Raw genomic sequence first — 13,643 nt, 5'->3', positions numbered from 1 at the left:
ATAATACGAAAGAGAACAGGGCATGAAATACTTACTTGCAATCGATCAGGGAACAAGCAGTACCAGAGCCATGCTCTATGAAAGTAATGGCAGGCTTATCACCTCCAGTCAATACCCTCTCACTCAATATTATCCTGAACCCGGGTGGGTTGAACATTGTCCTGAAGAAATTTGGTCTAAAACCCTGGCCGCTTTAAAAGATGTTGTTAGCAGTGTTGAGTTAAAATCGATTGCTGCCTGCGGGATCACGAATCAGCGGGAAACCGTTTTACTCTGGAATAAAAAAACTGGCGAATGCCTGCACCGGGCTATTGTATGGCAGGACAGAAGAACCCAGGATTTTTGCGATAGCTTGCATGCTGAGAAAGAACTGATTCAGGCAAAAACCGGACTCCTGCCCGATCCCTATTTTTCCGCCAGTAAAATACACTGGTTAATTAAAAATATTCCTGAAGCCGCGAGGCTGGCGCATTCAGGTGAACTGGCAATCGGTACAATTGACAGTTTTTTAATCTGGCGTTTAACGAGAGGCAAGGCGCATGTCACCGATATTACCAATGCCTCAAGAACTTTATTATTCAATATTCATGAAAGACAATGGGATAAGGAATTACTCGATCTCTTCCATGTCAACTCCACACTCTTGCCGGAAGTGCTTGCCTCTGATGCTTATTTTGGAACAATACACAACTCATGGCTGGGTGCTGAGATTCCCATTACAGGAGTTGCTGGAGATCAGCAGGCTGCATTAATCGGACAACGTTGCTTTAATAAAGGAATGATTAAAGCCACCTATGGTACAGGCGGCTTTCTGATGATGAATACAGGTGGAGAACCGGTGTTCTTTGCCAGTCATTTGCTAACTACGATTGCCTACGAGATTAAGGGCCAGACTGCTTATGCGCTCGAAGGCAGTCTCTATCATGCCGGAACCACGATTAAGTGGCTGAGAGATGAGATGAAGCTTATCCAAACGGCTGCAGAAACGGAACAGCTGGCGGAATCACTGAATGATAATGCGGGTGTATATCTTGTGCCATCATTTACAGGACTCGGAGCTCCGTACTGGCTTTCGACTCCTGGCGCCATTATTGTGGGATTGTCTCGCAAGAGTAACCGTGCTCATATTGCCCGAGCGGCACTGGAAAGCGTAGCTTATCTCACGCGCGAGGTGATACGCTGCATGCAAGATGCTGTTGAGACCGACTTGAATGTTTTACGCGTGGATGGGGGAATGGCTGCCAATCACTGGCTTCTTCAGTTTCTTGCTAATCAGTGTCAGATGACTGTACAAAAGCCGCTTGATATTGAGTCTACCGCGCAAGGTGCTGCCATGCTGGCCGCTTTGGGCTGCGGTCTGTATTCTGAGCCTGGCGATGTGGAGAGCAGCTGGCAATGTGCAAAAGAATTCAACCCTGATGAAGGTTATCAACAGAGAGACTGTGATTTTACCGGCTGGCAAAAAGCGGTGGCTTTACTGCTATAAAATGCTCTTGCAAGTGCTGTTTTTGTTTATCCGTGGGGCTGTAAATCACAATTAGACCATCAATAGGATATGATAAAAAAAATATTGATAGCTGCCCATAAATTATCCAAAAAGTAAACTATAATTAATCATCAAATGTTTCCTGGAAGGATGTTGTTCTATGGCTGTTGCTGTAAACTCCGGGATCTTTAGTCAGCTGGCTTTAAATACACAGTTTGAGCTTCCACAGGTTGCTAGGATTCTTCCTTTCTTTCTTTCAAATACCCTGGTGATTTCCATTAATGATAGTTTTTTTGCAGTGCAACGTCCCGCCTATCCGCCAGCTGAGGCCGCTGAACGAGATGATGGCGCTGAGCAGACGGATCCTGATCTTTTCAATTATCTGCTTAATTTTCTGCCTCCTTCCTATCTGATCGTCGAACCTGATAATCTCGATGGGAGCACTTTCGTTTCATTCAATCCTTATTATTCTCTGGGATATGTGGATGCAGGATATGATACATTAGGTATTAGTCAGTCCATTATTAATACATTATTGGATAACTGGTTTTTTCTTACCAGGCATTTAACCTTACTCGATTCTGACGCTGATCAAACTAATAATACTGAATCAACGGAATCAAGAGAGTCGAATGCTTCGGTTAGTGTCTCTCTTTTTGAATCAGGACTTCAGAATGGACATGCCCCCGGTGCGGCTACAACTTATTCCGGGAACCTGACTCTGTTAAATCCAGAAAACAGCCCTGTTGCTTTAGCCGCAGGCTCGGGAGTTCTACCCTTCACTTCAAATGATCTTCCGATTAATTACATTATCGAAAACTCTCAACTGATTGCCCAGGCTGGTGGGGAAACGATATTTATTCTGCAGATTTTACCGAATAATCAGTTTAGCTTTCAGTTAAACAATAATCTTGATCATCCCTTACCCGGTGCGGATGCGATTGTTATTGATTTAAGCGAATTTATTCAAATAGGAAATATTAACTTACCCCCCGGTACTTTTATTGTCCGGATCAATGATGATATTCCTCTGGCTGTGTCTGGAAGCAATCAACAGTCGCTTCTGCATGAAGATGCTTTGCCTGGAGCCAATATGGATACTCCCAATCCCATATCCGAAATTAGTGGAGCATTATCCGCACTTGTTTCATTTGGTGCGGATGGTCAGGCCGGTTTTCATTTTATATCAGAACCTGTCTTAAGCACTGTTCTTGAGAGTTTTGGGCTGAGTTCAGGCGGGCAACCATTGGATTATCAGATTTCAGACAATCGATTACAGGCTTTGGATCCTGACGGGAATGAAGTTTTTACCTTAATAGTAAACTCAGATGGCAGCTACCAGTTTATTCTGCAGCAATCATTGGATCATTTGGGCTCTAATTCATCAGTTATTCCTATTCCCTTAGGTTTTCTAATCGAAGCAACGGATGGCGACGGAGACGGCATCACCTTAAATAATCAGTTTATAATTGTTATTGCTGACGATACGCCGTTCGTAGTCCTGTCCACTGACATTCCCGAGTCAATCCAGTTTAGTGATAGTGTTTTGAACGTCACATTAAGCACTTCTCTGGCCGATAGTTTTATTGGTCAGGGTGGAGCCGATGGCCTGTCATCCCTTGAGTATCAACTTCAACTTAATAATACTATAAGCGGCCTGACTGATAGTTTAACCGGACTGCCGATAATTCTTAGCGTAAACGCTGCTGGTGAAATAGTTGGTTATGCCGGAAGCAATCTGGTATTGGTATTTACTATTGATGCCAATGCTGAGCTTTCATTTACACAATTTAGGCCTGTTGTTCATCCGGATAATGCCCTCCCCAATGAAGTGATAAATTTTCCCGCCGGGATAGTGAGTGTTGTAGCTACCGCAACAGATGGTGATGGGGATCAAAATAACGCCTCTTTAGATATCGCTTCGTTGATATCCATTCAGGATGCCGGCCCTGGTTTATCATTGACTGATCCTGGTGTGGGTGCTTTGACTGTGAATGAAGCGGATCTAGCGGTAAATAGCTCGATTACTTTGAACAACGTATTTAACAGCAATGCAGGTCCTGATGGCGGCAGTGTTGATTATCATTTTGAACTGGCCAGCAATGACTCTGGTTTAATCGATAGCCTAAGCGGTTTGCCGGTACTGCTGAGTATCAATGCCCAGGGTAATGTCGAAGGACGAGCCGGCGGGCTTTTGGTGTTTACTTTGAGTGTGGACGCCAATGCGATTGTACTGGATTTAGATCGCGGGGTGATTCATCCGTCCGGCAATGGCACGAACTCGCTGTTGTTTGCTGAAGACCTGATTAGCCTGGTGGCTACAGTCATCGATGGCGATGGGGATACGGTCAGAGAGAGTCTCGATGTGGGCGCCCTGATTCAGGTGATAGATGGAGTGCCTTCGTTAACGGTGGATGCCGGTTTGGCCGGCACACTGAATGCCAATGAAAATAGCTTAAATACCACCGTCAGCACATCGCTGGCCACGGCATTTATTGCTGATTTAGGAGCGGATGCCGGGTCACTGACCTTTGGCTTGTCCATTATCAATGCCAATTCAGGCTTGACTGACAGCTTAAGCGGTGCCGCAGTTCTTTTAACTGACAACAATGGCGCTATCGAAGGCCGTGCCAATGGCGAGCTGGTTTTCACCATCAGTATTGATGCCAGCGGGGTGCTCAGCTTTACTCAGCTGCGCACCGTTATTCATCCGGATAGCAATGATCCAGCGGATACTCTGATCTTTCCTGCCAATATCGTAGAAGTGTTTGCCTCCGCTCTTGATGGCGACAATGATCAGGCAATTCAGGGTATTGATTTATCGGCCATAGTGTCCATTCATGATGCGGGTCCGAGTGTATCAGTGACCGATCCTGGCGTGGGTGCTTTGACTGTGAATGAAGCAAGTCTGGGAGTCAACAGCTCGATTGCCTTGAATACGGTATTTAACAGCAATACGGGTCCAGACGGCGGCAGTGTTGATTATCAGTTTGAACTGGCCAGCAATGACTCCGGTTTAATCGATAGCCTAAGCGGTTTGCCGGTGCTGCTGAGCATCAATGCCGAGGGCAATGTCGAAGGACGAGCCGGCGGGCTTTTGGTGTTTACTTTGAGTGTGGACGCCAATGCCATTGTACTGGATTTAGACCGTGGGGTGATTCATTCCGCCGGCAATGGCACGAACTCACTGTTGTTTGCGGAAGATCTGATTAGGCTGGTGGCCACGGTCACTGATGGCGATGGGGATACGGTCAGTGAAAGCCTCGATGTAGGGGCTTTGATTCAGGTGATAGACGGGGTGCCTGCATTAACAGTGGATGGGGATTTGGCCGGCACTGCATCGGTTAATGAAAACAGTCTCAATACCACGGCCAGCGTTTCTCTGGCGCTGGCCTTTGAAGCCGCGATTGGCGCGGACGGCAGCCTGCCGATAGATTACGCCTTGCAGATTAACAATGTTAACAGCGGCCTGTTTGATACCCTCAGTCAGGAAGCGGTGATATTAAGCTTTAATGGCACTGTAGTGGAAGGGCGCACGCAATTAGGTGATGAACTGGTCTTTAGTGTCAGCATAGACAGCAGCGGTGAACTGTCGTTCACCCAGTTTCGCGCGGTGGTGCATGGCGATGGCGGCGGCACTAACTCAATTAATCTGGATAACAATATTCTAAGTGTCATCGCCAATTTAACCGATCGCGATGGTGATAGCAGCAGCGCCCAGCTTGATTTAACCTCAGTCCTGTCTATCATCGATGGTGTGCCCCAACTAACGGTGGATCCCGGATTAGTTCCGTTATTAACAGTTAATGAAGCTCTGTTAGGCATAACAGGCACTACATCGGTTGCCGCAGCTTTCGGTGCGAATTTGGGTGCGGATGAAGGCAATCTTGATTATGCGTTGCAGATTAATGGCGGCGATAATACTGACTCAGGACTAATCGACAGTTTAACCGGCGCCTCCATTCTGTTAACTAACAACAATGACAGCATTGAAGGCCGTGCAAATGGACAGCTGGTATTTACTGTGAGTGTTGACGCTGCTGGGCTGGTCAGCTTTACCCAATATCGCTCGGTAATCCATGCTGATGCAGCGGGAGCTAATGCTCTAAATCTGGCTGTGAATAGTATTTTTGTCATTGCAGCGGCACTGGATGGGGATAATGATCAGCTTAGCGCTCAGATTTCATTGGGTGAACATCTCCAGATAACCGATGCCATTCCCTCGCTAAGTGGAGCTTCATTAAGTGAAACTGTACATGAAGATGTGCTGCCAGCGGGTAACAGCGAAGGAGGGCAGACCTTATCGGTCAGTGGTTCGCTGGCCGCTCTGGCGAGTGTTGGTAACGATAGTGGGCAATGGATTTTTGATACCAATTATGAAGCTATTTTAAGCGCCAATAATCTGACAGCGAACGGTGTCAGTCTTAGTTATTCCCTGAATGGGAATATTCTGACAGCCAGCGCTGCGGGTGTAGACATCTTTACTTTTGAATTGAATAGCGGCGGTATAGCAGGCAATTTTATATTCAATCTTTTAGCAGCGATAGACCACCCACTTACAAACGGCAATGATCTTGAACAAGTATTGGTTAATCTGGGCTCAGTGATTAATCTTATCGACAATGATAATGATCTGGTGAATCTGGGTAGTCAGTTTGTGATTGCTATTCAGGATGATGTGCCTATTGTGACCGCCAGCGCTGAGAATGCCAATGTGTATGAAAGCAATCTAAGTTTAGGGCCTGTTGCTGTTTTGGGTAGTCTTGATGCCTTGGTTGCCTTTGGCGGAGATGAGCAGGGCTTCTTTTTATTCCGTCCCCAGGCCGAACTGACTAACTTGCCAGCGGTAACTGTCAATGGTGAAGCGGTTACTTATGAAGTGAATGGCAATACCTTGTCGGCACTGGTTAATGGCTCGCCAGTCTTCACACTTGAGCTGGAAGCTGATGGGGATTATACCTTTACCCTCATTACAGCAATTGATCATGCTGCCAATCAGGAGTGGCTCGCTCTTGATTTCAGTACGGCTATTCGCGCCGTGGACCGCGATGGCGATCCGGTCAATCTCGGTGCTGCACAGTTTGTAGTCAATGTGGCTGATAATGCTGTTTTTAATCCCAATGCCGGGGATACGATGTATCTGACAACCTCTTTAGGCGGTGTAGTGCCTATGGAGGGTTTTTACGGCTTGTCGGCATTGGATCCGATTGAGGGTGACTTGCCGGCGTTGATAGCGGCGTTAATCGGCCCCGGGGGGATTCTTGCGGGAGGAACTACCGAAGATGCTCTGGCTCTGATTCTCGAGCAGGAAGGTGTGTTCTTTAATGAAGACATCTTAAAATTAACTGCCGATGGCTATGAGATGGCGTTTAATGGCAGCGAGAATTTCAATTTTGAAACCAGTCTTTTAAATCAGCTCTCGCTTTTAGGATTCAGTATTGACGGCTTGCATGTTGTGGGAAATCAGATTTTATTTTCTACGGCAACTGGGGGGAATTTACCGGGAATTGGCAATTTTGAAAATCAGGACATTGTTCTGGCGACCCAGGGCAGCGATGGACGGTATACTTTTGAACTGTTTCTTGATGGCAGTGCTCAGGGGCTTCAGGATGGTATTTTAAATGACGGGATATTCCAGAATCTGCTCGTTGACTTTAATATGGATGATTTTTCCTTTACCTCAAGTGATAACAGTTTTAATAACGGTACTTTGTATTTTACATTAAGTAATCTGGTTGACGTTGATTTGGCCTATGCTTTGCAGACATTGGATGTCTGGGGTGGAATTACCGCGAATGGCACCGAGGTTTTATCGATTAATCGCGTCAATGGCTCCTGGGATATTGGCTCTCTGGATATTTTCTTCAGCGGAGAGGATATTGGACTGACGGATGAATTGCTTGGCAATGCACTACAGGCATTGAACAATGTTGATTTAGCCGGTTTAGTCGCTGCCTTACTGGATCCGGACACCCGCTTAATTGAGATTGATGGCCTTGAGGTGAAAGGGGATACCTTGTATTTTTCTCTGGCTCCCATTCTGAATGTTGACCTGCTCTTCGGCTCCCTGGGTGAACTCTTATCCAATCCATTTGATCCGCTCTCGGCATTAACCTTTAGGGGTGAGGATATTTATTCTGTGACCAGGAATCCAGTTACTAATCAGTGGGATGTTAATACCCTTAAATTATTCTTTGACGGCAGCGAACACGGACTGGCCTCCAACGATGGTTTGCTTGGCGGTTTACTGGATAATTTGCCGGAAAATCTGAATGCCTTTTCCTTAACCGAAGGTACGGAAGTTCATGATACGATTCTGTTTTCTACTGAAGGAGGCGGAAATGAGCGTCAGGTCGGCGGCTACGACAATCAGACATTAATTGAATATAACAATGGACAATTTCATGAATCATTCGATTTAGCTGCAATTACAAATGGCAGTTTAAGCAATCGAAATATCAGTTCCGTACATATTCTTGATAATGGCTCAGTATTATTTACCCTCTCAACTGCTTCAACCTTGCCGGGTAATGTGCTTGCCGGCACCAATGATGTAATCCAGTGGAATGGCAACAATTTCAGTTTGTATTTTGACGGTTCCAGTCATGGTCTGGACGATAGCCAGAGCATCAATTCCCTGTATGTTTTTCCTGATAATCATGCCAATGCCGGACAGATGGTTTTCTCACTGGCTGCGGATAGTAGTCTTCCGGGTGTAGGGGATTTTGCCAATGAAGACCTGATTTTATTCAATCCTGTAAATAACAGTTACTCCCTGCTATTTGATGGCTCCACTGCAGGAATTAATGATCTGAGCCTCGATGTAACCGTGACCACTGATTTATCAGCCAGTGTCGGGTTGCAGGTTGATTTATTGTTTAACCCCTTACTGACTGAACTGGATGGGCTGGTGGATGATGCACTGGGAGCAATTGAAACTAATCTGAATACTCTGGATGGTTTATTACTACAATTACAAACGGTTCTAAACTCCAATCCCATTGCCATTTTACTGAATTTAGTCGGCGATTTATTGACTGGACTGGACAATTTACTGGGGACCGGCCTGAATAGTTTGCTCGATGGTTTGTCGACAGTGGCTGGTATAGATAATCTCATCGGCGATCTGACTGATTTAATCGACGAACTAACACCGACTCCTCTAAGTTTACTTCTCAATCAAACACTGGTTAACTCTATTACATCATTATCAACGACCATTATTGGCCAACTGGATGCTTTGGATGCCAATTATTTGTCCACTCTGAATAATGCGATAGATACTGTGGATCAGGGGATTCTTGCTTTGACCTCAACGCTTGAAGATGCGGTCTCAGCAGGTGCTCAGCTGGAAGTTAAAATACTGGATGTCTCAGTAAATGGCCTGCATATCAAAGAAAACGGTGATTATCTCTTAAGTTTTTCTCAGGATTTGCGAGCAGATATTATTTTAAATCTCGATACCAGTTTCCTGGCAGGTTTAGCCAGCTTAAATCTTGCGGTGAATACCGATACATTAATCACTGAACTCAATGATATCCTTGATCCAATTGTCGCACCCTTGCTAGGTGCTTTGAATTTAACGGATGTATTAAGTCCTGATCTAAGTTTGACCGGGATGAATATCTATCAATTGCATCAGGATCAGAATAGCGGTACCTGGCTGTTCAGTCTTTATTTTGATGGTGTCGATCACGGGCTTGATAATGGCGGATTAGGCGATACTGTGCTGGATTATGTCACGGCAATTGATTCCAGTCTTACTGTGCTGGATTTACAGGATTTGGGTGTATTGCATTTGAGTTCGAATGAAAATCTTGATGCCATTTATGTGAATGAGCAACATGGAGGCGCGGTTATTAATGGCAGCGATATAGGTGATTTACTGGTTGGTGATGCTGGAAATAATAGCTTTAATGGCGGGATGGGAAGTGATTTGATGATCGGAGGCAAGGGCGCTGATAATTTTCATTTTGATGCAGCATCTTTGACTGCGCAATCTCCACAACAGGATGTAATTGCCGATTTTAAGCCTGCAGAAGGCGATGTGCTCACGCTGGATCAGATATTTAATAATTATAATGCCTCCAATCCATCCAGCCTGAGTAACTATATCAATATTTCTGTCATTAACAGTGACAACATAGGAGGAGTGAATGACAGCCTGTTGAGTTTATCGGCTGATCCCAATGGGGCAGTGGTTCAGACGATTACGCTGTTAAACTATGTCCCCGCTGGTGCAACTTCCGTTGAAATGTTGCAGAATTTATTAAATCAGGGCAGTTTAGTGGTCAATTCCTGACCTCTGCCAGACCGGGTGTATTCATCAATTTGAGTACCATATCTTTTCCAATGGCTTCAAGCATGAAAATAAATAATCCAGGTTGACGTTCCTGTAATCGCTTGAGCGTTTCATATTCCCAGTAGATAAATTTCACAGGTTCTTTTACGATGACATCCGCAGTGGCAAGTTGATTATTAAAAAAACTCATTTCTCCCAGAAAATGATAAGGCTTCAGTTCAATGATCTGATTATCGCGGTAAATTAAGGCTTTTCCTTCAGTCAATAAGAGGACACGTGATACGGGTTGATCCCTGCTCATCAATGATACCGTGCGAGCTTCACCTTCCTTGCTGAGTTTAATTAACTTCACAAACTCGGAGGTTAGCATGTGAGTAAACAACTGGTCTTTAATCGCTTGCAGGGGGGGAGCGAGCTGGGCAGGTAATTTTTGTCTGAAAATTAATAAGATCTGGAAAATATTGACTACAAGATAAATAATCGACCACCAATAGATCTCGGGCAGATTGTGGTTCATGCCATAGAAAATATAAAGCAGGCTAACGAAACAGGCTACTATTCTTAGATGAAGCATGTCACGTAATAAATAGGAAACGAGTAGTAAAAGTTCTGCAATATGGTAAGTCAAATCCATTGCCGGTCTCCAATGAAAGTATCTCGGATGTTAAGCTCCTTTCAGTCAGCATTCATCTTAAACTGAATTGGCTTTACGCGCGAATTTTATTTCTGAAGCAGTGGTCAAAATAAGGTTTTCTTAATTATTTTCTGATAGAGTTTTGATCTGAATGAATATATCGAGTACCAAAATGCTTCAACTTATTACCAAGGGAAATTCAGATAATAATGACTATAAATTGTATTTGAGCGATACAGGCTTTTCCAGTCTTGAAGAGAGTTTGGAACAAGATGTAACCCAGGTGCTTACTTTTTTATGTAATGAAGAGATGATGCATGCCGGTTTTAAGAAATTCGCTAAAAGTTACTATGAATTTAAACAATCGGAAGTCGGAGAAGGCTGCACAGAGAAGCATACTATAAGAAAGTTTTTTGATGAATGGGGAAGTGTAAATCATTTTAATCAGGGATCAGACGAGCCTGTTACTGCAGAATATCGAACCAATACTAAATTTGATTTCCCCAAATCGACAGCCGTTTTAATCGATGAATTAACCACGGGTTTGTTTCTCGATGTGTTACTGAAAAATGCTTATCTATCCTCTGATCCGGGAGCTGGAGTCACTCATGGTAAATGGTCGCACTCAATTCAGTTATTCATATTGGAAGAAGCACGCAAGTCCGGCTTTTTACAGTTAAATGCAGTTAATACGGCTGAATTCATCAAGCAGATTTCACAGATTAAACCGGAATTTGGTTCCTTAAATCTGTGGTACCTTATTTTCGACAGCACATTGGAAGGAACATTCACTTGCCCCGATACGATAGTCAGAACCCTGGAGTCCGCCTTTGATGAAGCCGAGGAAAGCATTTATTTAAGTAAAAAAATGAATGTGTATAAGGAAAAATCTGAAAAGTCTGATGCGTCCACAGTTATAGATGAGAAACGCTATAATCCTTATGTTGCTAAAAAATATGCGCGAAGAACTCCTGAGCTGGGATTTATTGAAGCGGACCAGTCAAGAGGTTTATTATGGTTTACTCATAAAAAAATCACAGACAACGGGCAGGAAGGATCGCCTTCGATAAATATTGAGATTAAGTGAACGTAATCACAGGGATGCGAGGGGAGATAGATTCGATAAGCGGGTAATCAAACCAGCTTAAAGGGATCGTCATTCTCTGTTTCATAACTCATCTCTTCCTCATTTGCTGTCATAGCTGCCTTAATCACATTCCCAAGCGCCACTTCTTCTTTGGGGCTAAAGAAGCTGAATTTTGAAAGGAATTGATCAAAGGGGAGTCGGGTCGCCAGATAGATTCCGGCCAGGGCGCCCATTACAGCTCCAAACGTCGCAATGAAAAGAGCGCCAGGGCCTGTCATCTTAGCGCCAAGTGCCAAACCTACTACAAAGCCGGCCATGGTCGCTGCCATAATAAAAACGCTAATTAACAAAATTTTAAACAAAACACGAGAGTACCATTTTCGCCAGCGAAAGCTGGAGTCTGCATTATCATAAAGTATTTTTGTACAGGTTTGCTGGTAGTAATTAATGGCAGCGAGTTTGGAAATATTTTCATCCCGGGTAAAGCGCTCGACCAGATTGACTGTTTCATTCTCTATTCTGTTTCTCTCTGAAACTGGTAAATGGTTCAGGGCAGTATGCAGATCTCTCAATGCTTTTTTAAGCTCTGGATACTGATCATTCAGGAGCGAAATTGCGTAGTCGATTGGCTGTGTTTCCAAATGGTTTTCAACGGCTTGCCTTAGCAACCTGATTCCAGCAGCTCCTCTGGAAGGAGAATGAGTCTGGGTATTATCCGGTTTTGCAGAGGTAATAAATGTATTAAATCCGGCTGCAATTAATTGCCTTTCAAGTGTGTCCACTGAGTGAGTAAGTTTCTCGTCCAGCTTGTCATAATTTGTCAAGGCCACAAAAGTCAGAATACCTGATTTTTCGGTGGATAATTTCATCGCTTCTACGGTGGATATTTCGTAAGAATGGCCCTGATCTGGTTTTAAAAACTCTGGCAGGTCGATACAATAAATAAGAATATCAATATCCTTAATAAAGGCATTCCATTTTAAACTATCATTGGTCAGGATTAACTCCGAGCTTAATTCATAGAAATTAAACTTGGCATGAGATCCCGGGATCTGTCTGGTGCGAAAGAATAGAGAGGGTAATTCGCCAGTTGAAAAGGGAGCATCACATAAATACTTGATAAGCGCCGTTTTTCCTGATTTTTTTCCTCCAATTACTGCAATATTGGTTTTGTTTTGGAAAAACATAGGCCTTGATACTCTCAGGAATGTGTAATAATAATTGCATCATTGTACACAAATTAATCTAAAAAGTCATTGCTCAATTAATTGTCTTATATTTAATACAGTTAATTGTATTGCTTAACTCATTCTGAAACGGGTAAATTATTATTTTAACAGGAGCCTTTATGAAAACTAATGATTGGCCAGCAGAGGATTATGCCATTGGTTCTTATGTTCAGGCGACAGCCGCAAGGGAATATCTCCCCCGACTGCAGTTCAAGCCGCAGGATAAGATATTGGACATTGGTTGTGGAAACGGGTCATTCACCGAGCACCTGATTAGAATGTTACCAAATGGCTCAATTCTTGGGGTCGATGCCTCAGAAAATATGATTAGTCTGGCGGCAGAGCTTAGCCGGGTTTATCCCAATTTTTCAGTAAAACAAATGGACATGGAGTCACTGCAATTTGAGGAACAATTTGACTACATTGTATCATTCTGGTGCCTGCAGTGGTCGAAACATCTGATAGGGGTTTATAACAATATATTTCGCGCCTTGAAAAAAGGGGGCAGAATCTTTCTGCTTTTTCCATGCGGTGATGATCCATTTATTAATACAGCGGTCGCGGTAACCCAATCGGGGCAGTTCCCAGAGTTACGTGATTTCGTTTCGCCAGTGGACCGAAGCCAATACAGTGACTTTGATAAGTTAAAAGAGAATCTTAACAAAAATGGGTTGTTCAGCAAATTCCATATAGAAAAAAATCAGCATTCTTTGCTGTTGCCTTCACTGGATTTTTTCCGCAAATTTGTCAGAGGAGTGGGCTATTTTCAAGGCCAGGTTTCCCCTCCTGTAATCGATGAAATCAATGAGGCGATGGTAGCAATGTATGCGAAAGAGTGCGAGGAAAAATATAAGGGTCAGTATTATTTTAATTTCAGCCTTTATGTGATTGAGGCAGAAAAATAG

At 43.9% G+C, this 13,643-nt stretch carries 6 protein-coding genes; 4 read left to right on the top strand and 2 right to left on the bottom strand.

Annotation, left to right across the window (positions count from 1 at the left end; genetic code table 11):
• Positions 1-22: 22 nt before the first annotated feature.
• Positions 23-1,486 carry a glycerol kinase GlpK gene (gene glpK, locus LXA66_RS03550; protein WP_233011944.1) on the top strand — a complete coding sequence of 488 codons (1,464 nt, stop codon included), beginning with the start codon at positions 23-25 and terminating at the stop codon, positions 1,484-1,486.
• A 160-nt stretch (positions 1,487-1,646) separates the two neighbouring features.
• The gene (locus LXA66_RS03545; RefSeq protein WP_233011943.1) at positions 1,647-9,788 is read left to right on the top strand and encodes a DUF5801 repeats-in-toxin domain-containing protein; all 8,142 of its coding nucleotides are present in this window, start codon (positions 1,647-1,649) and stop codon (positions 9,786-9,788) included.
• Here the strand turns inward: LXA66_RS03545 and LXA66_RS03540 are convergent.
• A complete protein-coding gene (locus LXA66_RS03540) occupies positions 9,778-10,422 on the bottom strand; it encodes a popeye domain-containing protein (RefSeq protein WP_233011942.1) in 645 nt (214 codons plus the stop codon). The genes LXA66_RS03545 and LXA66_RS03540 overlap by 11 nt on opposite strands.
• Positions 10,423-10,594: 172 nt before the next feature.
• Between LXA66_RS03540 and LXA66_RS03535 the strand changes: the two genes are divergently transcribed.
• Positions 10,595-11,509: a LirA/MavJ family T4SS effector gene (locus LXA66_RS03535; RefSeq protein ID WP_233011941.1), complete on the top strand. Its 915-nt coding sequence runs from the start codon at positions 10,595-10,597 to the stop codon at positions 11,507-11,509.
• Between the two features lie 47 nt (positions 11,510-11,556).
• On the opposite strand, the gene LXA66_RS03530 is transcribed toward LXA66_RS03535, so the two are convergent.
• On the bottom strand, positions 11,557-12,696 hold the full coding sequence (locus tag LXA66_RS03530) for a hypothetical protein (protein ID WP_233011940.1): 1,140 nt from the start codon (positions 12,694-12,696) through the stop codon (positions 11,557-11,559).
• A 161-nt stretch (positions 12,697-12,857) separates the two neighbouring features.
• On the opposite strand from LXA66_RS03530, the gene LXA66_RS03525 reads away from it, so the two are divergent.
• On the top strand, positions 12,858-13,643 hold the full coding sequence (locus LXA66_RS03525; RefSeq protein WP_233011939.1) for a class I SAM-dependent methyltransferase: 786 nt from the start codon (positions 12,858-12,860) through the stop codon (positions 13,641-13,643).

The organism is Legionella sp. 16cNR16C (assembly GCF_021297775.1).
Classification (GTDB): domain Bacteria; phylum Pseudomonadota; class Gammaproteobacteria; order Legionellales; family Legionellaceae; genus Legionella_C; species Legionella_C quinlivanii_A.
The sequence above is the reverse complement of the archived record's forward strand: the minus strand, read 5'-3'. Positions and strand labels throughout refer to the sequence as shown.

Bases quoted from the DNA above. Each gene is read 5' to 3' on its own strand.
- glpK (WP_233011944.1), top strand. From the start codon at position 23: ATGAAATACTTACTTGCAATCGATCAGGGAACAAGCAGTACCAGAGCC.
- LXA66_RS03545 (WP_233011943.1), top strand. From the start codon at position 1,647: ATGGCTGTTGCTGTAAACTCCGGGATCTTTAGTCAGCTGGCTTTAAAT.
- LXA66_RS03540 (WP_233011942.1), bottom strand. From the start codon at position 10,422: ATGGATTTGACTTACCATATTGCAGAACTTTTACTACTCGTTTCCTAT.
- LXA66_RS03535 (WP_233011941.1), top strand. From the start codon at position 10,595: ATGCTTCAACTTATTACCAAGGGAAATTCAGATAATAATGACTATAAA.
- LXA66_RS03530 (WP_233011940.1), bottom strand. From the start codon at position 12,696: ATGTTTTTCCAAAACAAAACCAATATTGCAGTAATTGGAGGAAAAAAA.
- LXA66_RS03525 (WP_233011939.1), top strand. From the start codon at position 12,858: ATGAAAACTAATGATTGGCCAGCAGAGGATTATGCCATTGGTTCTTAT.